The sequence below is a fragment of the Porphyrobacter sp. TH134 genome, from assembly GCF_002855495.1.
Lineage (GTDB): Bacteria > Pseudomonadota > Alphaproteobacteria > Sphingomonadales > Sphingomonadaceae > Erythrobacter.
In genome coordinates, this window is record NZ_PKRO01000028.1 from 19593 (window position 1) to 41273 (window position 21681).

The following is a 21681-nucleotide window of genomic DNA, read 5'->3' on the forward strand; positions in this document are numbered from 1 at the left end:
CGCCTTCTGGAGGATACCCATGGCTTTCGCACTTTCCCCGCTTCCCTACGCCGACACCGCGCTTGAACCGGCGATCTCGGCTGAAACGCTGTCGTTCCATTACGGCAAGCATCACCAGACCTATCTCGACAAGATGAACGCCGCGATCGAAGGCACGCCCCACGCCGACAAGTCGCTGGAAGAAATCGTTGCCGCATCGCGCGGCAGCGACAAGGGCCTGTTCAACAACTCGGCCCAGACCTGGAACCACGCGTTCTACTGGAACTCGATGGCGGCCGAAACCACCGCGCCTTCGGATGAACTGGTCGCCGGGATCGAAGCCGCGTTTGGCTCGGTCGATGAACTGAAGCAGAAGCTCAAGGACCGCGGCGTCGGCCACTTTGCGTCGGGCTGGGTGTGGCTGGCCGAAAAGGATGGCAAGCTCAGCATCGAGGAAACCCACGATGCCGACACGCTGGCCGACAGCGATTTCAACCCGCTGCTGGTGCTCGACGTGTGGGAGCACGCCTATTACCTCGATCACCAGAACAAGCGCCCGGCCTATCTGGATGCCGTGGTCGAGAACAAGCTCAACTGGGCCTTCGCATCCGAAAACCTTGCGCGCGGGACGGTGTGGACCTACGCGTAAAGATTGGCGCCTGATTTTTTCGGGATCTGAATGAGAAAGGCCCGGGGCGGAGACGCTTCCGGGCCTTCTTCAATCATACGTCACCCCGGCGAAAGCTGGGGCCTAGGGCATCATCGTCCGGTGCTCGCCGCTCTGGGTCCCAGCGTTCAACCTTCGGTTGTGCTTCGCAACCGCTGGGATGACGACTGCGAGAATCAACCCCGCGAACTGACCCCATTGCCCGCCGCGACCGTATCCAGCTCTTCCAGAATCGCGCGGTGGGCGATGTCATCATCGGTGGAGCGGCGCGGGATATTGCCATTGGCCAGCATTTCGCTGAGCGCGGCGCGGGCGCGGCCCACGCGGCTCTTGATCGTGCCGACCGCACAGCCGCAGATCGCAGCAGCTTCCTCGTAGGAAAACCCGCCTGCGCCGACCAGCAGCAGCGCCTCGCGCCGTTCGGCCGGTAGGGTCAGCAACGCGCGGTGCAGATCGCTGAGGTGGATTGGCTCCTCCTGCCCGGCCGGCGCGGTCAGGATACGCTCGGCCACGCCCTCGTCATACTCGCCGCGAAAGCGATTGCGGCGCATGTCGGTGAGGTAGGCGTTGCGCAGGATCACGAAGGTCCAGGCGCGCATCGAGGTGCCCGGTTCGAACCGGTCCTGCGCGGCCCAGGCCTTCAGCATCGTTTCCTGCACGAGATCATCAGCCAGATCGGGCCGGCCGCACAAGCCGCGGGCAAAGGCGCGCAAGTGCGGCACCACTCCTGTCAACTCGCGCTTGAAGCTTGCCTTGTCGATAGGCGAAAGACTGCCTCCGGGGCTGCCCGTATCGCTCACGCCGGGTTGCCCCTGCCATCCGGGGCCGGCCGGCCTTGGCCTTGGCCATTATCATTGCTGCCGGGCGAGGGGCCGCCGCCATCCATCTCGTCAAGCCGATCAAGCAGGTCTTTGAAATTGTCGGGCAGGGCTTCTTCGACAACCGAATCATACAGCTGCTTGAGCCCGTCGGCCCATTCTGGCGGCCGGCGCTGGGCGCCATCGCCGCCTCCGCCGTTGCTGCCACTGCGTTGGTGATTGGATGCCATGATACTAAAATTTGTCCCTGATCCCGTCGTCCCGGCCTCACCATGAGACCATTTGTGCCGCCCTGCGGGCTGACCATAACACTGCGACCGATGCGTTGGCGCTGACCGAGTTTGGACGATTCGGGAACGATGCGCTACCAGTTTGGTTCCGGCTGCGACCCGGGCCTCATGCTTTGTGCCGCGGCCCGGAGAGGATTTTGACAATCGACCCGCTCGTTATCACCCCTGATACCGATCCGCCCCGGCTTGATGGGCGTGGCCCTGCACAGCCGCCGCCGACCTCATCGGGGCGGGCACGGCGCTGGCTGGTGCTGTATCCGCGCGCGATTCCGCTGGTCATCTTTCTGGCACTGGCCGCGATCACCGCGCTCAGCGTGTTTGCCATCGAAAGCAATGCCCGCGACCGCGAGCGTGCGCAGATGCGCGAATACGCGCAAGGCGTTGCCGCCGCACTGGACCGCAGCGGCAGCGGCTTTACTTCGTACCTGCGCGCGGGTGCGGCCCTGTTCGCCAGCGTCGAGCAGGTCAGCCCTGAAACCTTCGACAGTTTCGTGCGCGCGCTCAAGCTCAATACCGAATATTCCGGCGCCGAAGGCATCGGCTGGATCCCGGTCTTGGAAGCACGCGATCTGCCCGCGTTTCTGGCGCAGACCCGCGCCGGTCAGCCTGCTTTTCCCGATATCTTCCCCGCGCCCGCCAGCAGCACCGGGCGGGTTGCGCCCGTGGCGATGTTTGCCCCTGTCACCCCGCTCAACCGCCGGGCTTTGGGCTATGACATGTATTCCGACCCGGCCCGCGCCGCCGCCATGGCCGAGGCGGAACTGACCCTGCGCCCGGCTGCATCGGGCCGGATTTTCTTGATGCAGGAAACCAGCGCCACCGCGCCCGCCTTTGCCATCTACATGCCGGTCTTCCGGATGGGGCAGCCGGGCGAGAGGCGGCTGGCCGGGTTTGTCTACACCCCGTTTCGCGCACGCGAATTTCTTGATGCGGCCATCGACCGGCAGGGTCAGGGCCGGTTCGGCGTAAGGCTGTATGATGGCGAGGTCAGCACGGGGCATCTGCTGGTGGCCCATTCGATCAGCGATGCGGCCAAGGATACGGTCGAACAGGAAGTCACCATCGCCGATCGCCAGCTGATGCTGGTGATCGAAAGCGGCAATGTGCAGGTGCTTTCTCCCCTCTCGATGGTGACGCTGACCTTCGGCCTCGCGCTGGCGAGCCTGCTGATGCTGCTGGCCCGGCTGCTGACCCAGCAGGCGTTCGAGGATCAGGCGCGGCTGGCGTTCTTTGAAGAACAGCACTCGATCCGCAATTCCCTGACCCGCGAATTGAACCACCGGGTCAAGAATACGCTGGCGAACGTGCTGTCGATCCTGTCGCTGACCCGCCGCCGCGCGAGCGGACTGGATGACTTTGCCGATAGTCTGGAAGGCCGTATCCGGGCGCTGTCGGCGACGCATGATCTGCTGACGGTCACGGATTGGGGTACCACCCCGATCCGCGCTGTGATCGAGGCTGAATTGCAGCATTTCCGCAGCGCGCTGGACGATACGATCCTGCTTGATGGGCCCGAACTGGAACTGGCCCCCAATGATGCGCTGTCCTTCGGTCTGGCGGTACACGAGCTGGCGACCAATGCGGCGAAATACGGCGCGCTGAGTGTGCCGGGCGGGCAGGTCACGATCCGTTGGCAGCGCGGGGAAGAACACGGCGCAGAGGCTGCCTGGGCCGAGGTCGAATGGCAGGAAACAGGCGGGCCGCCGGTCGCCAGCCAACGCCGCCGCGGGTTCGGCACTGAACTGATCGAGCGGGTGGTCGCGCATGAACTGCGCCAGCCGGTTACGCTCGACTTTGCACCCTCGGGCGTGCGCTGCGTGCTGCGCGTTCCGGTGCGCCGCCCGGCAGATTTCAGGATTCGCGAAAAGGAAGCCGATCGGCGGGGCAAAGTGTAGGCTAAAGCGTCACAATGGCTTGGTCGAACCGAAGAACAGGGCCTGACTGATCGCAGCGCGCACCGTGGCTTCCTGGAAAGGCTTGGTCACCAGATAGGTCGGCTCGGGCTTGTCGCCGGTCAGCAGGCGTTCGGGGTAGGCGGTGATGAAGATCACCGGCATCGTGCCCACGCTGAGGATATCATCGACCGCATCCAGTCCCGATGATCCGTCGGCCAGCTGGATATCGGCCAGCACCAGTCCGGGCATCGCTTCGGCAGCCGCCGCGCGGGCCTGCGTGCGCGTGGCTGCGGTGCCGCTGACCGTATGGCCAAGGCTGATGACGAGGTCTTCCAATTGCATCGCGATCAGCGGTTCATCTTCGATGATGAGCACGGATGTGGCCTGTTCGCGCTCGATCTCGGCGATGGCGCTGGCCACCATCTGGCTGATGTCCTCAGGCGTGCGGTCAAGGATCGCGGCGGTCTCGGCAACCGTGAAATCTTCCAAGGTGGTCAGCAGCAAGGCCTGGCGTGCGGGCGGAGTGATGGTGCCCAGCCGTGCCTGTGCGCCGATTTCGTGTTCGCTGGTTGCAGTGCCGGTGGCAGCGGCGCCGGACACGCTGCCCCAGACCTTGCTGAACGCTCGGTACAGCGGCACCCGACCGCCTGCCAGACTGGCCTTCAGCGTATCGTCGGCCAGCACCGCTTCAAGCATCTCGCGCACAAACGCATCGCCGCTCACCTGCGATCCCGTCAGCGCGCGGGCATAGCGGCGCAGGAACGGCAGATTGGCCGCGATCTGGCTTCCGAGAGACATGAGGTACCTTTCGCTGGAGTCCAAGGGGATGTGATAGCGCAATCCCTGCGGCGCGATAGCGGTTCCCGGCCGCGCCGTCGCAATTATCCGGCAAGCCGCTGGTTTCAGGCAGGTTCCGACCAAATTGACGTTACGGCAAAAAAATTTTGCGAGCGCCGGGAACCGCCGTCGGGGCCGATCATTATCACCTTGTCACCGCCGAGACCCCCCTCCCGTCCAAGCGGCTGGTGATACGATCCCGAAAGGCCTCCGTTGTTCTGCAACGGAGGCCTTTTTTGGTTGGTCGTGTTGGCGCACGACGCAGACCGCCCGCCCTGCGGTTCGCGCCAGCGAACCTGTTCAACCAAGCATCCGCTCGTAAATCACATATTCGCGGTTGATCTTGCTCTGGATCGTATCGGCGATGGCGTTCATCCCCTGATTATCATCCAGCACCCAGCCCAGCTCGCCGCGGGTTGACTGGAACTTGAGGTTGGCTTGCTGGCGGATCGTCTCGATCATCATGAAGGCCAGCTGGCTTGCCATACGGGTGTTGTGCAGTTCTTTCAGCACGCCCATCAATGGCACGCGCATCCCGGCGCCTTTGGGATGCCGCAGCCAGCGCAGCATGGTGAGCCAGCCGAACGGGAACAGTTTGCCCTTGATCTTGGCCAGCGCGTCGTTGACATCGGGGAAGGTCAGCATGAACGCAACAGGGCGTCCGTCGACCTCGGCGATCATGTTGAGTTCTTCATGGATGATCGGCCGCAGCTTCTTGCCTGCATAGGCGACTTCGGCCGGGCTGAAGGGGACAAACCCCCAATTGTCCGACCATGCATCATTGAGGATCGCGAGGATGGTGGCCACTTCCTCGTCCCAGCGATCCTTGCGCACGCGCCGCACGTTGATCCGGGCGTTCTTGTGCCCTGATTGCACGATCCGCTGGATCAGCGGGGAAAACGGGCGGGTGATATCAAGATCATAGGTGTAGAGCGACTTGGCACGGGTGTAGCCTGCACTTTCAATCCAGCCGGCATAATGCGCGGGATGATGGCCCATCATGATCATCGGCGGGTGATCCTGCCCGCGCACCAGCAGCCCGGGTTCCTCCCAGATCGATAGCGAGATCGGGCCAAGCACGCGCTTCATCCCTTCGCCCGCCAGCCATGCCTCGGCGCTGGAAAGCAGCGCGCGGGCGACGTCTTCATCCTCGGCATCGAAATAGCCGAAGAACCCGGTGCCGGGGCCAAAGCCCTGAGCGGCGGGCATGGCAAGGGCGAGTTCATCAATATGGGCCGAAATCCGTCCGACCGGCTTGCCCGCGCGCTGGGCGATGAACAGCTGCACGCGGGCGTGGCCGAAAAATGGGTTCTTGTCCGGATCGACCAGTTCCAGCTGTTCGCCGCGGATTTGCGGAACAAAATGCGGCAAGCGGTCCGAAAACGCGCGCCCGCAATCGACAAAGGCGGCCCGACCGCGCTTGTCGTTGACTGGTTCGATCTCTATCTCAACCGCGTTGGCCGTCACATCCGTCACGCACCCATCCTCGTATTTGCTTGTGATCAAGGTGTCTGTGTCGCGCAGACGCCGTTCACGCAAGGCTATCGATTACACTCACCAACATCCCGCGTTTGGCTCAGACCCTGTTTTCGGGTAGAGCGTGCCGCCGGAATAGGCCGAAAACGACCCAGAAATGATCCAGAAATGACGGTTCACCAGTCCCTCTCCACGCAGCCTCATGCCCCGGTTTCGGCCCGGGCAACCCGCGTCCAGTTCATGGCCGAGGACGACAAGGCGATGCTGCGCGCCGCGCGCGATCTGACCAAAGGGTTGGGCGAGGCAAAGCCTGCGATCTATTGGACCGACATGCTGGTGTCAGCGGCGGCCGGTTATGCCGGGATTGCGACGGCGATCCTTTCGCCGAGCCTTGCGGTCCAGCTTGTCGCCGGGCTGGTGGCTGCGCTGGCGATGTACCGCGCGCTGATGTTCATCCATGAACTCACCCATATTCACCGCGATGCGTTGCCGGGCTTTCGCACGGGCTGGAACCTGCTTGTCGGCATCCCGCTGCTGACGCCCAGTTTCATGTATGAAGGCGTCCACACCATCCACCACAAGCGCACGCAATATGGCACGGTGGAAGATCCCGAATATCTGCCGCTCGCGCTGATGAAGCCGTGGAGCCTGCCGCTGTTCGTGCTGGTCGCGCTGCTGGCGCCGGTCGCGCTGCTGGTGCGGTTTGGCGTGCTCTATCCGCTTGGGCTGATCGTCCCGGCGGTGCGCACCTTCACGTGGGAGCGTTTTTCGGCGCTTTCGATCAATCCCGAATTTCGCCGCAAGGCCCCCGAAGGCGACTTTGTGGGCCGGGTGCGCTGGCAGGAAGCGGGCGCGAGCCTGTGGGCCATCGCGCTGATCGCCAGCGTGTTCGTGGTCGGCTGGCAGCCGCTCGCCACGGCCCTGGCAATCCTGTCGCTGACCGCCGTGCTCAACCAGTTGCGCACGCTGGTGGCGCACCTGTGGGAGAACGAAGGCGAGCCGATGACGGTGACTGCGCAGTTCCTCGACAGCGTCAATGTGCCCCCGCCGGGGCTGGCGGCTGAAATCTGGGCGCCGGTGGGGCTGCGTTACCATGCGCTGCACCATCTGATGCCCTCGATGCCCTATCACGACTTGCCCGAAGCACACCGCCGCCTCGCGCGCGAGCTGGGGACGGGTTCGACCTATACGGGCGCCAATCACCCCGGCATGGCGACGCTGGTGGCGCGGATCGCGCGCAGCACGATGGGGAAAAAGGCGGCCTGACCGCGCGCCGCTCCCCTAATCCAGAAAGCAGATCATCGCGCAGCGACGGTCGGCGGGCAGGCCGTCGTCCACCTCGTTCGCCAATTCGCCCGCAAGACGCGGGTGGGCATCGAGCGCGGTGACCTCATCAAAGCCCAGCCGGGCATAGAAGGGCGCGTTCCAGGCCAGATCGCGAAAGGTTGTCAGCGTCAACGCCTTGAACCCGGTGTTGCGCGCATCGATCATCGCGGCACGCACCAGCCCCGACCCGATCCCGCGGCGCTGGAACGCGGGCGCCACGTCCATTTCCCAGATGTGCAGTTCGCGGCTGAAGGGCTGCGCGGCCAGAAAGCCGGCCATCGCCTCGCCAACGTGGGCGACAAGGCAGTGGCCCTTGCGGATCAGGCGGGCGTAATCTTCGTGCGAACGGGTGCGGGCCGGATCAATCGAGGCCTCACCCGCAAAGGCCTTTGTTGCCGCGGCCTGTTCGATCCCGGGCATCACATCGGCATCGGCGGCCCGCGCGAGGCGGAGCGACCAGTTGGTGGTGCTCATTCCTCCGTCCGGATCAGCACGGTTTCGCCGACCAGCAGGAACAACAGAAAGGGTGCCCAGGCGGCTAGGAACGGCGGATAGCCGCCGAAGCTGCCCATCGCCAGCGCGGCGTTATCGACCACGAAATAGGCAAAGCCCAGCGCCATGCCGATAATGGCGCGCACGAACAATTGCCCTGATCGCGCGAGGCCAAAGGCCGCAATCGAGCCCAGCAGCGGCATCAGCAGTGCCGACAGCGGACCCGACAAGCGGTGCCACCACTTGGCGCGCATCTCATCGGTGTTGCGCCCGGCGGTCTCGTAGGCGGTAATGCTGTCCGACAGCTCCCAGAAGCTCTGGCCATCGACATCGACCGATTGCAGCATGATCCGTTCCGGGGTGAGGTTGCGGCCAACCACCAGCGCCGGGGGGCGTTCTGTCATCGCTCCGGCAACGTCGAACCTCACCGGGGCTTCTAGCCGCCAGCCGGGCGCGGCATAGGTCGCGCGCGGACTGCGGATCTGTTCGCGGATGATCCCGCCGGGCGCGCGGGCATACCAGGTTACGCCGGTCAGTACGATGTTGGTGCCCGATCCCGTCAGGGTTGTGGCGGCAAGGATATTGTCGCCATCGGTAAGATACACGCCCGAGCGCACCCCGCCGGTGTCAGCGGCGGGAATCGGGCCATATTCTGCCGCCTCCCACGCTTTCATCGTTGCATTGGCGCGGGTGACAACGCGTTCATTGAAGCCGAAGCTGAGCAGCGACACGAGGGCCGCTGTCAGCAACAGCGGCGCCAGCACCTGATGGGCGCTGAGCCCGGCGGCCTTCATCGCCACCACTTCGCTGTTCTGGTTGAGCGCCACCAGCGTGATCAGCGTCGCCAGCAGCACCGAATAGGGCAAAAACCGCGAGACAAGCTGCGGCATCCGCAGCCCGGCATATTCGAGGATCTGCGCCTGTCCATTGCCCGGCACCGCCAGGATCGCGCCTGTTTCCGAAAGGAGATCCAGCGCCAGCAGCACCAGCACCAGCATCACCAGCACGGCCAGAATTCGGACAACAAACAGCTTCGCCAGATAGAGCGTCAGCGTGCGCGAGGGGAAGAAATCGAGCTGCATGGCCTGCCTATTCCGCCGCGGCGGCCGCTTGCGCCTGATAGCTGCGCGGCGGGCGGCGGGTGAACAGTTTGCCCATCCGTTTGCCCAGCTTGGCAAAGGCGGTCTCCAGCGCGCCGATCGCCTGTCCGCCCGGCACAAAGGCCACGCGGTAATACATCCAGACAATCAGGGAAGCGAACAGCACGAAAGGCACCCAGAAGGCGAGCACCGGATCAACCCGTCCGAGCGAGGCGACATCTTCGCCGTATTGGTTGATCTTGTGATAGGCGACAACCATCACGATCGAGACAAACACGCCCAGCGCACTGGTTGACCGCTTGGGCGGGATCGCCAGCGCGACTGCCAGCAGCGGCATCAGGAACATCATCAGGATTTCCACGAGGCGGAAGTTGAAGCTGGCCACGCTGGCATCGCGCTGGCCGGGGGTGGTATCGCGGCTCCAGCCGATCCGCAGCAATTCGGGCAGGATATATTCGCGCGTCGCATTGCCGCGGGCGCGAAAGTTTTCGATGGCGGGCAGATCGATCGGCAGGTCGTGGCGGCTGAAGCTGAGCACACGCGGCGTTTCCGCACCGCCTTGTTTCATCCCGGTGTCCTGAATAATCGTGCCTTCCGTCAGGCGCAGGATGATCGTGTCGGGATTGTCGCGGGTGGCAAGAAACGCGCCTTCCTTGGCCGAGATTGACAGCACCTGCCCCTTGGCATTGGCGACGCGGGCAAAAATGCCGACCAGCCGCCGGCCATCGTCCTCGCTGGCTTCGATCCGCAGGGCCATGCGGTCCGCGATGGTGGTAAACTCGCCGACCTTGATCGATGCGCCCAGCGCGCCCGACCGCAGTTCATATTCCATCTGCTCGTAATAATAGCGGCTGATCGGCTGGATGTAGAACACCAGCGCGATGTTGACGCCCACCAGCGCCAGCGTGATGAAATAGGGCATCCTGAGCAAGCGGTTATAGGACAACCCGACAGCCCGCATGGTGTCGAGTTCGGATGATGTGGCAAGTTTGCGGAACGCCAGCAGCACGCCCAGCAGCAGGCCCAGGGGGACGGCAAGGCTCGCATATTCGGGGATCATCGCACCCAGCATCTTGAACACAATGCCCACCGGCCCGCCTTCAACCGCCACGAAATCGAACAGGCGCAGCATCTTGTCGAGCGTCAGCAGGCTTGCCGCAAGCGCGAACACACCCAGCATCGGCACAAGCGTGAGCCGCAGGATATAGCGATCAATGCTGGGGATCAGGTTGGACAAGTGCAGTTCCGTGGCTGGCGCGAGGCCTTCATGCCCTAGCGGCTTCGCTCCCGCGCGTCATGCCCCCAATTGTGCACAATGCTGGCTCAGGCAACATGAGCCGGGGATTTACCAGAAGCGGCTGCCGGGAATGCCCTTGAACGGGCCTGCCTCGGCCGCCGTGATCCAGCCGCCATAAAAACCGCCGGGTTGGGGTGTGACGGGTTGGCCATCAACGGTGATCTCGTCGAACGGGGCGGCGTAGAAGGCGATGTGATCCTTGATCCCGGCGAAGGGCGGGGTTGGCGCAGGATAGCTCCAGCCCGCGCCCGCACGGCAATCAGCGCCCATCACGACATCCCAATAGACGGCCTGCCCCTTCCATTCGCAGATCGAGCGGGCCGGGTTGGGCCGCAGACAGGCCATCGCAATATCGCGCTGCGGAATATAATAGGTTGGCGGGTGCGAGGTTTCGAGCGTGCGCCAAGCGGAGCGGCTATCGGCCAGCACCACACCTTGATGGACGATCCGGATATGGCGCGAGGTCGGCTCGGCAATGGCAGGTCGGGGGTAATCCCAGACGCTTTCCTGACCGGGCAGGACGGGATCAGGCTTGGGGTGATGCGGCTGCCGCATCAGCGGTGGAAGCCGAGGTGCGCGATCACGCCTTTTCGAGCGTGCATTGCAGCGGGTGCTGGTTCTGCTTGGCGAAATCCATCACCTGATTGACCTTGGTTTCGGCCACTTCGTAGGTGAAAATGCCGCACACGCCCACGCCGCGCTGGTGGACATGCAGCATCACGCGGGTGGCCTGTTCGAGGTCCATCGAAAAGAAGCGCTTCAGCACCAGCACCACGAATTCCATCGGGGTGTAGTCATCGTTGAGCATCAGCACCTTGTACTGGCTCGGCTTCTTGGCCTTGGCGCGGGTCTTGGTGGCGACGCCGATCTGGCTGCCGCCCGAACCGCCATCATCCTTGCCGCCATCCTCGTCATTCGCGCGGACCGGCGCGGGCGCGAAAGGCGCGAGCGTCGCAAGCGGCTCGGCCGTGTCGGCGAGGGGAGGGAGGGCATTGATCGGCATGAGCCTCCATTATGGGAAAGGCGCGCGGCAGTGCAAGCGCTTGGTGCGATTTGTTTCGGTCGTTCTTGCGGCGGTCAGCGAGGCAATGGGCACGAAACGCCCCGTGTGTCAGACAAACAAAAGGGCCGGCCAGACGCTGGTCTGGCCGGCCCGCGCTTTTCAGCGCTCTTTCGTGAACCGGGTTGGGAGAGAGGAGAGAGGCCCGGCTCAGAAACGCTTGGCTTATGCTGCCTTCTTGACCTTCTCGACCGCGACACTGACGCGGTTCGAGATCGGGGCGAAGGCTTCGTTGTAGAGCTTCACCCAGGCTTCGGTGCGCTTGGAGCCGTAGGAAACCAGCGCGTCAAAGTTGCGACGGGCGATTTCACCCTGAAGCTGCATCAGTTCGGTCGGCGACTTGATCGCGGCAACCTTCTTGGCATCTTCGGTGACGGTTTCGATCACGGTCTTGCCGGTTTCGATGTTGTCCTTGAGCAGTTCCTGCGCGCCGGCGATGAAGATCTTGCCGCTTTCGACGACAGCTTCGACATTCGCCTTGGTGAACTCGGTCGCTTCGGCGGTCAGTTCGGTGGTCTTGGCGTAGGCGGTGGTCGCCGTCGCCTTGGCGGTGGTGGCAGCCGTCTTGGCGCGAGTCTGGACGTCAGCGAAGACTTCCTTGGCGGTCGCGGCGATGTCGGTGTTCTTGGCAGTGGCCATGATGGTGTCCTTGAGCTTGATGACGGGGTTGGTCTTGGGCGCGGCGGCAGTGGCTTTTGCAGCCTTCTTTGCCAGGGCCGGCTTCTTCGCAGCCGTCTTTGCGGCAGCCGTCTTCTTGACGGGCTTGGCAACGGGCTTCTTCTTGGCAGCCGCTGCTTTCTTTGCGGTCGGCGCCGGTTTGGCTGCGATGGTCGCCTTGGGAGCCGCAGCCGCCTTTACACCCGCAGAAACGGGCGTGGCTGGTGCCGTCGGAGCCGCCGCCACAGGTGCATCGGCGGCCGTGGCAGCCGCTTGTGCGATCACCTTTTCGGCAGCCGCATCGATCTTGGCGACCGGGGCTTTCACTTCTGCGGCATTGGTTTCAACTTCGGACATGATGACCTCGCTTCATGTTGCATTGCACAAAATAGTGAATGCAAATGCGAAGTCAAGCCATTTTGTGCACTGCACAAAAATGTACGAAAGTTTGCAGGTTCAATAGCTTGGCAGTCCGATCAGCATAGCCGTGCTGGGCAGGGCCGCCGTCACCGCGTCTTCACATAGCGCCCCGGTGCGTCTTCGATCGCGGGATCACCCTTGCCGCCGGGCATGCGCTTGCCCGTTGCAGGAACGCGCGTGTCGGACTGGCGGTGCAGCCATTCCAGCCAGTGCGGCCACCAGCTGCCCGGATGCTCGGTCGCGCCTGCGACGAAATCCTTCAAGGAAGGCGCAGCGCTATCGCCGACCCAATACTGGTACTTCCCCGCCGCGGGTGGATTGACGACACCTGCGATATGGCCGGAGCCCGCCAGCAGGAATTCCATCGGCCCGGTGAAATGCTTTGTAATGCGCCACACGCTTTCAGCCGGCGCAATATGGTCCTCCCGCCCAGCCTGAACGAAGCTGGGCGTGGCCACGCGCGTCAGATCGATCGGCGTGCCGTCCGCCTCCAGCGCGTCGGGCACCACCAGCTTGTTGTCGCGGTAGAGATCGCGCAAATAGGCATTGTGCCATTTGGAGGGCAGGTTGGTGACGTCGCCGTTCCAGTGGAGCAGATCGAAGGCGGGGTAATCTTCACCCATCATGTAGTTGTTCACCACATAGTTCCAGATCAGGTCACGGCCCCGCAGCGCGTTGAACGCGGCCGCGAGATAGCGCCCGTCGAGGTAACCATGCGGCGACAGCTGCCCGATCATTTCGAGCTGGCCATCGTCGATGAAATTCTTGAGATCGCCGCTCTTCTCGAAATCGACCTGCGCGGTGAAGAAGGTGGCGGATTTGACCTTGTCCGCCTCGCCGCGGCGCGACAGGATCGCGAGCGTTGCCGCCAGTGTCGTCCCCGCCACGCAGTAACCGATGGTGTGGACAGCCGGCACATCGAGCCGCGCGCGCACATGGTCGATCGCTTCCATCTGGGCGCGGACGTAATCGTCCCACACCACATCGCCCATCGTCTCGTCCGCCGATTTCCAGCTGACCACGAACACGGTGATCCCCTGATCCACCGCCCATTTGATGAAGCTTTTCTTGGGCGTGAGGTCGAGGATGTAGAATCGGTTGATCCACGGCGGGAAGATGATCAGCGGCACCTCCAGCACGGTCTCGGTTGTGGGGCTGTACTGGATCAGCTGGAAGATCGGCGTTTCGTGGACGACCTTGCCCGGGGTTGCCGCCAGGTTTTCGCCCAGCCGGAACGCATTGGGATCAGTATGGGTCAACTGTCCGCGCTTCAGATCGCCTATCAGATGCTGCATCCCGCGCACCAGATTGGCGCCCTTGGTTTCCATCGTGCGTTTCATGACGGCGGGGTTGAGGGCGAGGAAGTTATCCGGGCTCATCGCTTCCGCCAGCGCGCTCACGGCAAATTCCAGCTGCTGGCGCTTGGCCCGGTCAAGCCCGTCCATCTGCCGCACACTCGATTTGAAATAGTCGGCCAGCATCAGATAGGTCTGATGCAGCAGCAGAAAGGCGGGGTGCTCGCGCCAGGCCGGATCGGCAAACCGGCGATCGTTTTTGGGCAGCGCGGCGGCATCGGGCGCATCGCCCATTTTGCCCCCTGTCGCGCCGGCAACGAAGCTTTGCATCACGCCTGACCACAGCTGCATCTGGTCCTGCGCTAGTTTGGCCGAGGCCTCGAACATCCCTTTGGGCATCTGGCCAAGCATCGACTGCGAGATCACCAGCCACTGCGCCGGGTCGAGCATGTTGGCACTTCCTGCTCCGCCTTTGGCAGCTTTGTCGGCAGCAGCCTGTGCCTGATGCGTGGCAAAATCGAGCCACAGCTGTTGAAGCTGCGTGGCGGTCGCGGCCCATTGCGTCAGGTCTGCCGGGTCCATCGCCCCTTTCATGCCCGCGCCCAAAAGCGCATCCAGGCCCTGCCCGGACAGCATCTCGCGCATGGCGTTGCCTTGCATATCGAAGAAGCTCTTGAGGCCCTCGGTCGTTGCCGCCATCGGGTCGCTATCTTGTGCCATTGCCCTCAATCGTCCCTTTTCCATCGCGCCGCCGCAGTAGTGCCGCTTATCCGGCTCGCCCGCAACTCACCCAAAAACGCCTTCCCACCTGCGGAGAGTTTCGCCTAGGGAGAAAAGCGCCGGTCCCATCATACCGGCCCAAGACAGGGTGATGACAGACGATGAATGACCAGTTCTACCGCATGAAGCGCATGCCTCCGTACGTGATCGCGGAAGTCAACGCCATGCGTCATGCCGCGCGGCTGGCAGGGCAGGACATCATCGATCTTGGCATGGGTAACCCCGATCAGCCCCCGCCGCAGCATGTCATCGACAAGCTGTGCGAAGTGGCGGCCAAACCCGATGCTCACGGCTATTCGCAGTCGAAAGGCATTCCCGGTCTGCGCCGCGCGCAAGCAGGCTATTATGGCCGCCGGTTCGGGGTCGAGCTTGATCCTGATACCGAGGTGGTGGTGACGATGGGGTCGAAGGAAGGCCTCTCCAGCCTTGCGACCGCGATTATCGCGCCGGGCGACGTCGTGCTGGCTCCCAATCCCAGCTACCCCATCCACACCTTCGGCTTCATTATCGCCGGCGCGACGATCCGTTCGGTGCCGACGACCCCGGACGAGCATTATTGGGAATCGCTCGAACGCGCGATGAATTACACCGTGCCGCGCCCGAGTGTGCTGGTGGTGAGCTATCCGTCCAACCCCACGTCCGAAATCGTCGATCTGGCGTTCTATGAACGGCTGGTGGCGTGGGCCAAGGAGAACCAGGTCTGGGTGGTGAGCGATCTGGCCTATTCCGAACTGTATTTCGACGGCAAGCCCACCCCTTCGATCATGCAGGTGAAAGGGGCCAAGGACGTTGCGATCGAATTCACCTCGATGTCGAAGACCTATTCGATGGCCGGTTGGCGGATGGGTTTTGCGGTCGGCAACAAACAGCTGATCGCGGCGCTGACGCGGGTCAAATCCTATCTCGATTACGGCGCCTTCACGCCGATCCAGGCCGCGGCCTGCGCCGCGCTTAATGGTCCGCAGGACATTATCGACACCAACCGTGCGCTGTATCACAAGCGCCGCGACGTGATGGTCGAAGCCTTTGGCCGTGCCGGATGGGACATTCCACCGCCGCCCGCCTCGATGTTCGCCTGGGCGCCGCTGCCGCCAGCGTTGAAAGCGATGGGAAGCCTCGAGTTTTCCAAGCAGTTGCTGACCGAGGCGCAGGTCGCTGTCGCCCCAGGCGTTGGCTATGGCGAAAACGGCGAGGGCTATGTCCGGATCGCGATGGTGGAGAACGAACAACGGCTCCGTCAGGCCGCGCGCAACATCAAGCGTTATCTCCAGTCGGTCGGTGTCAACAGTCCCGGCGGCTAGACCGACTTTCTATTTGCTGATGTTTCTGATCCAAAATGGGAGAAATCCCATCCGTTCCGCGTTAGTTTGTGTGTAACCTGCGGCAAACAAATGAAGGAGAGGGGCATGACGTCCGGAGCCGCGCGGCGGCTTACTGACAGGCAGCGGGCCGTGATGGAACGCATTGACCGGCGGGTGCCGATCAAGGTGATCGCACAAGAGCTTGGCGTGTCCGAGACGCGGATCAACCAGCACATCCGCGCCCTCAAGGATGTCTATACGGCCGCAAGTCTGGGCGAACTGGTGGAAAATTACCGCGTCACGCGCGTTGCCGACGGAATTGAAGATTCTTCGGAAAAGCATTTACATACTATAGAAAATGCAGATTTTCTGAACCCCTACAGCCAAGCTGCATACACAAAAACTCAGATTAACGCTGCGACTGATCTCACTGATTTCGTTGGCCGGGACGATCCCGGTCAACTGGTTCTCAACGATGCCCTGCCTCTGATGGAACAGGTGCCATGGCTGAAACCAGGCGAACCCAAGGTCGTCCCCGGAGTGCTCGATGGTGAGCATGCCGTCCTGTTTCGTCTGGCAGCGATTGTCGGAATCGCATCGGGCGTCTTGGCTTCGGTGGTCCTTGCGGTCACCGCAGCCGTGGCGCTCAGCGCGGCGACGGAGGGCAGAACCACCTACTCTGCGGAGCAAAAGGTCGTAGCCGGGTGAGCACCGGCAGCGCTGGAGAACAAGAATGGAAGATCGGATCCACGCTGATGCCTACAATCTCAAGAAACTGATCCGCGAAGCCGAAGCGCTTGCCGATGAATCGATCATCGCCATGGCTCGGTTGAAGCAGGCCATGCTTGCTGCCCGCCAGAACCCGGTTATCGAGGTCCATACCGGACAGCGTGCACTGGTGCGGCTGACCGAGGCTGAAAGCCAGGCCTTGGCGATGTCCACCAGCCTGCTGCGGGTGCACGACGAACTCAGCAAGGTCGCGCGGGTCCATGCCGGCGGCGATACCGGCATGCCGACTGTTTTCAGTGAAGCCGATCTGGCGGCCATGCCCACGTCCGTGCGGGAGTTGGCGCAGGCGTGAACGAATGATGGATTGGGCCGAGCTCTTCAACACTTACCGGGCTACTGCGCAGCACCTGACTGCCTTCCTGCTTGCAGCGGCGATCTGGCGCTGGGGCGGTGGCCCGGAGCGTTGGTTGATCGGCACCTTCCTGGCGACAATGGTGCTGCCGATCTATGTGGTCTGGTGGCTTGATCTGGGCGCTGCCGAGGTCGGGCCCTATGCGCCCGTCATGTTCCTGATCGATGTGTTTGCCGCTGTGCAATTTGTTGCCATCGCGCTCAACGCCAACCGCAATTACCCGCTGTGGATCGCCGGTTTTCAACTGGTTGCGGTTGTCGCTCATGCGGTTCAGTCGATGGTCGATACCGTCACGCCCTTCGCGATCGCGGTGTTGATCATCGGTCCGTCCTATTGCCAACTCTTGCTGCTGCTTGGCGGCTGCTTGCGTCATTGGCGGCGCGAGCACCGCTTTGGCCCCTACCGTGAATGGCGCGCGGCCCCACCCGGCCTGCGCTGGTTCCGGATGTAGCGTTACAGGAGATATTTCATGCCCGCCGCTCACGCCGCCCGGCGCCTGCCAACATGCCGATCCTGACGCTTCCCCGCCCGGTTGCATGGGACAGGGCAGGCCCGCAGGAAGACGAAACGGCCTGCATGGTCACCTATTTGCGCAGGATCGTGCTGGCGCCGCCAGCCACGCACGAGCGCGGGCATGCGATTTTCGTCGATTCGCGCAGCACATGGGTGGGCGATGCACCGTGCGGCCTCGGCACGATGAGCATGCTGGTGCTGCGCATGCGCACCTTGTTGGGGCACGCGCTCCGCCTTGATGCGGCCGGTATTGTCCTGGCGCATAGTCACCCTTCGGGCCATTGTCGGCCCAGCGGCTGCGACATCGCGGCCACCCGCCGCCTCGCCGACGTGGCGCGTGCGCTAGACATCGCGCTGATCGATCATCTAATTTTCACCGAAAATGCCGTCTATTCAATGCGTGCAGGAGGGTTGCTGTGAACGCGGTTCTGCATCCCGACCACTTTTCGGCCTGCGATGTGACAGGCCCGCGGTTCCGCGAGGCTGGTGATGTTACGCTTGATCTGTTTCATCGGGACGGCCGGGTTGATGACCGCTGGCTTGGCTTGCACCCCCGCGAATTTGCGCTGCTGTGGCGGTTGGCTCAGCAGCCGGGGGCGCTGCTGACCGAAGCGCAGTTGCTGGCAGAGGCTTGGGGCCTGCCGTCCGACACCATCTGCCAAAGTGTGGCAGCTTGTGTTCTGCGGATCGGCGTCAAACTTGACGCTGTAGGCCTCGCCTCGCTGATTGGGACGCATGCCGAGGGAGGCTACGTCCTCGTCGTGCCGGCACCGACCGATCTTTCCGGCGGGGCTGGGGCGGCTGGCGCAGGCTAGAGCGCTCTGGACAGCGTCCGGCAGTTGGGTCAATCTCCTGCAAAATATAGGCCGCGAGGGATCACTGCACCATGTCCGCTACTGCCACCACGATCGCCAACGACCGCGTTGCCATAGAACTGGGCGACGACGGCGTCGCCGAAGTCCGCTTTGCACGGGCCGACAAGATGAACGCGCTCGATCCGGAGATGTTTCAGCGCATTATTGAGGCAGGCAGCACGCTCCAGCGGATGAAGGGCCTGCGGGCGGTGGTGCTATCGGGCGAAGGCCGGGCCTTTTGTGCCGGGCTCGACCTGTCCAATTTTTCGCGCAAGGTGCCTGAGGACGAGCCAAGTCTGACGGAGCGCACTTACGGCAACGCCAACCGCGCGCAGCAAGTGGCGATGCAATGGCGCAAGCTTCCCGTTCCGGTCATCGCGGCCGTTCATGGCGTATGCTTTGGCGGCGGGCTGGCGATTGCCAGCGGCGCTGATATCCGCGTCGTCCATCCCACAACCCGCATGGCGATCATGGAGATGAAGTGGGGTCTGGTGCCTGATATGGGCGGTTACGTGCTGTGGCGCGGTCTGGTGCGCGAGGATGTGCTGCGCGAACTGATCTACACCAACCGCGAATTCACTGGCGCGGAAGCCCAGGCGCTGGGCCTTGCGACTTATGTCGACGAAAACCCGCGCGAGCGTGCCTTTGCCATTGCCCGCCAGATCGCGCTCAAGAACCCGCACGCGATCCGTGCGGCCAAGCGACTTCAGGCGGGAATGTGGGAGCGTGAGACCGATGCGATCCTGCTCGAAGAAAGCATCGAGCAGCACGCAATTATGCGCAGCCGCAATCAGGTCGAAGCAGTCATGGCCGAAATGGAGCGCCGCAAGCCGAACTTCGAGGACGTTTAGGGTAGCGCGAAGCGTCCGCTTTGAGGGCGAGCGTGTTCACTCACGAATGACCGTTTTTGGGTGGACTGCTGCCATCACCCTTGACCGTCGCCCCGTGCTTGACACGGGGCTTGGCTTTTCTTCCTTCGGCGTTGGCGCGATACGCGGTGTATGGAGCAGGGTGGCTGGGTCTACATCATGGCAAACCGCTATCGCGGCGGGATGTATGTCGGCGTGACCGCAGACGCGCTCGCTCGGGTTTATCAGCACCGCGAGGGCAGAGGTTCACGCCATGTCGCTGACTTCGCAAAGACGCGCCTCGTCTATGTCGAGCGTCACGATACCATCGAAGGCGCCATCGCCCGCGAAAAGCTCGTCAAGAAATGGCGGCGCGAATGGAAGTTTGCGCTGATCGAAGCAGACAATCCCGAATGGGACGATCTGTGGGAGCAATGGTTCGCGCCCGAGACTTAGCAAAGGTAGCCAAGCCCCGTGTCAAGCACGGGGGGTATAGCGAATGCTCAGGGAAAGCTTGCTTCCGACCACAATGATCTAGGGTCCCCCAGTTTATCAGTGCCTTGCATTAGACGGTCAAAGTTTGCATTTGTCGATCTAGAGAGTGCAGGGGGCAATATGACTGATGATTATGTCCGTGGAGCGTGGATCAAGCCCACCGAAGGCGCTGACCCCGAGGCAAGTACACCATTTACTTACGGACTGTGGCTGCTCTCTTTTGTCGCTACGGCAGTGATCGCAGGCGTTCTGATAATTGGTTATCAGAACGTCGAGTCGTACAAGAGCCTTGGGGCATGGGGCGATTTCACGGGAGGCTTGCTCAACCCGATACTAACTTTCATAACTTTTTTTGCAGTTTTGATTACTATTTGGCTGCAACGCCAAGAACTTTCGCTTACCCGTAAAGAACTGGAGCGATCCGCAACAGCCTTAGAGAAACAAGATAGTACTCTTAAGAAACAATCATTCGAGAACACATTTTTTGAAATGCTAAAACTACACAATTCGATTTTGGATTCTATTGATCTTATCAACAAAGATAGTGGAAATATCACAAAAGGGCGCGATGCTTTCAGCATATTTTATACAAGATTTACAAGAATATATCGGGAAAATTACGAAAAATTAAAGGATAAAAATTCAAAAAAGGAAATTTCTGAGCTGTCATATTTTTTATTTTGGAAAGATGCCAAGACGGAGCTTGGTCATTATTTTAGGTTCTTATATAATTTTTTCCGTTTCATTGAACAAAGTGAAATCCAAGAAGAATTCTACCCAAAATTGTTAAGGTCGCAACTTTCAGATCAAGAGTTGCTGATACTTTTTTACAATAATATCTCGGTCGCCGGGCAGGCTTTCCGACATTATGCAGACCACTTTGAGCTCTTTGATAATCTACCCGTCGAACGCCTGCTGGACAGCGAGCATGCAGAGTTCGCAGACGAGCGAGCCTTCGGGAAAAATCCTATGAATTTTAAACCTTTCGTCCCCAAAATCGGCTGGGCAAGCGATTCAGGAGAATAAACTTGCCACCACCCGCGCAAGCTGCGGCGATAGCCTGCAACAGCCATCCTTGCGCAGAATGAAATCAGCCGGGGCAAAGGTGTGGTCGCGCACGAGTTGCAGGATTTTCGCATCCACGGCAGAGCGCTCCAATTCGATCATGTCGAGCGCCCATGCGTGACTGCCCCGCTTGCTGTTGTGCATGATCCCAATCGTAAGATCATATCCATCAGCGATGGCTTCGATCTGCACCTTTGCCAGCTTCACCGCGTAGGCATAATTCAGCATTGCATTGACCGGGTGCGAAGCGTTGCGGTTTTCGGCCTTCACGCCGGTCGCAAGTGAGCTGCGCAGTCCGTAAGCGTGCCAATCTTGCGGGATTGGGCGACGCGTGATGCCCTTCCATTGAACGGGCAGACCCTGCCACGAACGGAAATAGGCCGATGCGCACTCGCCTTCGATGGCGAATATGGCGTTCATGTCGGCGAAGGTTTCACGCTCTAGCCGCTCAATTCCGGCGTGGGCTTTGGCTACCGCCATATCGCGCAATTTCGACGGCGGGATATGGTCTTCTAGCGTTGCGATGCTTGATGCGATTTTGCGCCGGATAAGGTCTGCGGCGAAGCCGAGGCGTTTGGCCATGTCCGCCCGCATGGCCAGTTGCCATTCGACCTTTTGACGGTCGCCAGCATAACCCGCGCCGCTGGCGACAATCGCAACGTCACCATTGGATTTGATCCGGGCAAGGGCCACGCCTTGATCTGCCAGCCATGACAGCACATCAAAGGAAAGGGTGCCGCTGCCGTCCAGCAACATTATCCGTGTCGGCAATTCGAAGTCGCGAGGGAAAAACCGATATCGGATTTGCTTTTGCGGGTAATGGGTAAAACCATCTCGAATGACCAATGCGCCGCTTTCAACTCGCATCGAAACGCCGTGGCCATTCAATATCAGGGGGGCAGGATTGCGCTGTCGCGCCTTTCGAACGGGGAGCGATTGACCATATTCGGAAAGCCAAAATTCGGAGCGAATTGCCCATTGTCAACGGCGGAGTAAAAGTCGGCCATTGGGCGGCGCAAAATCAGGCCACTTGATCCGCGCCTTGGCGAGCGCTGGGAGGGCGTAGCCCGAGCGG

At 61.8% G+C, this 21681-nt stretch carries 24 protein-coding genes; 12 read left to right on the forward strand and 12 right to left on the reverse strand.

The genetic code is table 11. The features are described 5' to 3' along the window. Nucleotides 1-19: 19 nt before the first annotated feature. Complete coding sequence (locus C0V72_RS11825) at nucleotides 20-628, forward strand: superoxide dismutase (RefSeq protein WP_101794344.1); 609 nt, start codon at nucleotides 20-22, stop codon at nucleotides 626-628. 194 nt (nucleotides 629-822) lie between these two features. Here the strand turns inward: C0V72_RS11825 and C0V72_RS11830 are convergent, their stop codons facing one another. Together C0V72_RS11830 and C0V72_RS11835 are read right to left on the reverse strand one after the other, a co-directional pair. Then, the gene (locus C0V72_RS11830; RefSeq protein ID WP_101794345.1) at nucleotides 823-1446 is read right to left on the reverse strand and encodes a sigma-70 family RNA polymerase sigma factor; all 624 of its coding nucleotides are present in this window, start codon (nucleotides 1444-1446) and stop codon (nucleotides 823-825) included. Further along, complete coding sequence (locus tag C0V72_RS11835) at nucleotides 1443-1694, reverse strand: NepR family anti-sigma factor (RefSeq protein WP_101794346.1); 252 nt, start codon at nucleotides 1692-1694, stop codon at nucleotides 1443-1445. The genes C0V72_RS11830 and C0V72_RS11835 overlap by 4 nt, the downstream gene beginning before the upstream one ends. 197 nt (nucleotides 1695-1891) lie before the next feature. Between C0V72_RS11835 and C0V72_RS11840 the strand changes: the two genes are divergently transcribed. Further along, nucleotides 1892-3649, forward strand: a complete 1758-nt coding sequence (locus tag C0V72_RS11840; protein ID WP_324761540.1) for a CHASE domain-containing protein — start codon at nucleotides 1892-1894, stop codon at nucleotides 3647-3649. Between the two features lie 9 nt (nucleotides 3650-3658). Here C0V72_RS11840 and C0V72_RS11845 read toward each other — a convergent pair whose 3' ends face one another. Together C0V72_RS11845 and C0V72_RS11850 are read right to left on the reverse strand one after the other, a co-directional pair. Beyond that, a complete protein-coding gene (locus tag C0V72_RS11845; RefSeq protein ID WP_101794348.1) occupies nucleotides 3659-4447 on the reverse strand; it encodes a response regulator in 789 nt (262 codons plus the stop codon). A gap of 339 nt (nucleotides 4448-4786) precedes the next feature. Next, nucleotides 4787-5992 (reverse strand): N-acetyltransferase, encoded by a 1206-nt coding sequence (locus tag C0V72_RS11850; RefSeq protein ID WP_101794369.1) that lies wholly within the window; start codon nucleotides 5990-5992, stop codon nucleotides 4787-4789. 138 nt (nucleotides 5993-6130) lie between these two features. Here C0V72_RS11850 and C0V72_RS11855 point away from each other — a divergent pair, with 138 nt between their 5' ends. Further along, nucleotides 6131-7228: a fatty acid desaturase family protein gene (locus C0V72_RS11855; protein ID WP_101794349.1), complete on the forward strand. Its 1098-nt coding sequence runs from the start codon at nucleotides 6131-6133 to the stop codon at nucleotides 7226-7228. 15 nt (nucleotides 7229-7243) lie between these two features. On the opposite strand, the gene C0V72_RS11860 is transcribed toward C0V72_RS11855, so the two are convergent. The 7 genes from C0V72_RS11860 to C0V72_RS11890 form a co-directional block, all read right to left on the reverse strand. Beyond that, nucleotides 7244-7762 carry a GNAT family N-acetyltransferase gene (locus tag C0V72_RS11860; RefSeq protein WP_101794350.1) on the reverse strand — a complete coding sequence of 173 codons (519 nt, stop codon included), beginning with the start codon at nucleotides 7760-7762 and terminating at the stop codon, nucleotides 7244-7246. Continuing rightward, nucleotides 7759-8862, reverse strand: coding sequence for an LPS export ABC transporter permease LptG (lptG, locus tag C0V72_RS11865; RefSeq protein WP_101794351.1), 1104 nt, complete (start codon nucleotides 8860-8862; stop codon nucleotides 7759-7761). Before lptG ends, C0V72_RS11860 begins: the two co-directional genes overlap by 4 nt. A 7-nt stretch (nucleotides 8863-8869) precedes the next feature. Beyond that, nucleotides 8870-10117 (reverse strand): LptF/LptG family permease, encoded by a 1248-nt coding sequence (locus C0V72_RS11870; protein WP_101794352.1) that lies wholly within the window; start codon nucleotides 10115-10117, stop codon nucleotides 8870-8872. Nucleotides 10118-10225: 108 nt separating this feature from the next. After that, nucleotides 10226-10732: a DUF427 domain-containing protein gene (locus C0V72_RS11875; RefSeq protein WP_101794353.1), complete on the reverse strand. Its 507-nt coding sequence runs from the start codon at nucleotides 10730-10732 to the stop codon at nucleotides 10226-10228. A 25-nt stretch (nucleotides 10733-10757) separates the two neighbouring features. Then, a complete protein-coding gene (gene clpS, locus C0V72_RS11880; RefSeq protein WP_101794354.1) occupies nucleotides 10758-11180 on the reverse strand; it encodes an ATP-dependent Clp protease adapter ClpS in 423 nt (140 codons plus the stop codon). 222 nt (nucleotides 11181-11402) lie between these two features. Next, entirely contained in the window at nucleotides 11403-12251 is an 849-nt protein-coding gene (locus C0V72_RS11885) for a phasin family protein (protein WP_101794355.1), read from the reverse strand. A gap of 149 nt (nucleotides 12252-12400) precedes the next feature. Further along, entirely contained in the window at nucleotides 12401-14329 is a 1929-nt protein-coding gene (locus C0V72_RS11890; RefSeq protein ID WP_101794356.1) for a PHA/PHB synthase family protein, read from the reverse strand. Nucleotides 14330-14490: 161 nt separating this feature from the next. Between C0V72_RS11890 and C0V72_RS11895 the strand changes: the two genes are divergently transcribed. From C0V72_RS11895 to C0V72_RS11935, 9 genes are all read left to right on the forward strand, one after another. Beyond that, a complete protein-coding gene (locus C0V72_RS11895; RefSeq protein WP_101794357.1) occupies nucleotides 14491-15690 on the forward strand; it encodes an LL-diaminopimelate aminotransferase in 1200 nt (399 codons plus the stop codon). Nucleotides 15691-15795: 105 nt separating this feature from the next. Further along, a complete protein-coding gene (locus tag C0V72_RS11900; protein ID WP_101794358.1) occupies nucleotides 15796-16398 on the forward strand; it encodes a hypothetical protein in 603 nt (200 codons plus the stop codon). Nucleotides 16399-16423: 25 nt separating this feature from the next. Next, entirely contained in the window at nucleotides 16424-16771 is a 348-nt protein-coding gene (locus tag C0V72_RS11905; protein ID WP_101794359.1) for a hypothetical protein, read from the forward strand. Between the two features lie 4 nt (nucleotides 16772-16775). Then, nucleotides 16776-17282: a hypothetical protein gene (locus C0V72_RS11910; RefSeq protein WP_101794360.1), complete on the forward strand. Its 507-nt coding sequence runs from the start codon at nucleotides 16776-16778 to the stop codon at nucleotides 17280-17282. Nucleotides 17283-17335: 53 nt separating this feature from the next. Then, on the forward strand, nucleotides 17336-17764 hold the full coding sequence (locus tag C0V72_RS11915; protein ID WP_101794370.1) for a JAB domain-containing protein: 429 nt from the start codon (nucleotides 17336-17338) through the stop codon (nucleotides 17762-17764). After that, nucleotides 17761-18159 (forward strand): winged helix-turn-helix domain-containing protein, encoded by a 399-nt coding sequence (locus C0V72_RS11920; protein WP_101794361.1) that lies wholly within the window; start codon nucleotides 17761-17763, stop codon nucleotides 18157-18159. Before C0V72_RS11915 ends, C0V72_RS11920 begins: the two co-directional genes overlap by 4 nt. Nucleotides 18160-18230: 71 nt before the next feature. Next, nucleotides 18231-19049 carry a crotonase/enoyl-CoA hydratase family protein gene (locus C0V72_RS11925; RefSeq protein ID WP_101794362.1) on the forward strand — a complete coding sequence of 273 codons (819 nt, stop codon included), beginning with the start codon at nucleotides 18231-18233 and terminating at the stop codon, nucleotides 19047-19049. 150 nt (nucleotides 19050-19199) lie between these two features. Continuing rightward, on the forward strand, nucleotides 19200-19502 hold the full coding sequence (locus C0V72_RS11930; RefSeq protein WP_101794363.1) for a GIY-YIG nuclease family protein: 303 nt from the start codon (nucleotides 19200-19202) through the stop codon (nucleotides 19500-19502). A gap of 159 nt (nucleotides 19503-19661) precedes the next feature. Next, nucleotides 19662-20567 (forward strand): putative phage abortive infection protein, encoded by a 906-nt coding sequence (locus C0V72_RS11935; RefSeq protein WP_101794364.1) that lies wholly within the window; start codon nucleotides 19662-19664, stop codon nucleotides 20565-20567. Here the strand turns inward: C0V72_RS11935 and cas1 are convergent. Beyond that, nucleotides 20556-21473, reverse strand: a complete 918-nt coding sequence (gene cas1, locus C0V72_RS11940) for a CRISPR-associated endonuclease Cas1 (protein WP_172439008.1) — start codon at nucleotides 21471-21473, stop codon at nucleotides 20556-20558. The two genes, C0V72_RS11935 and cas1, sit on opposite strands and share 12 nt — an antisense overlap. Between the last annotated feature and the right edge of the window lie 208 nt (nucleotides 21474-21681).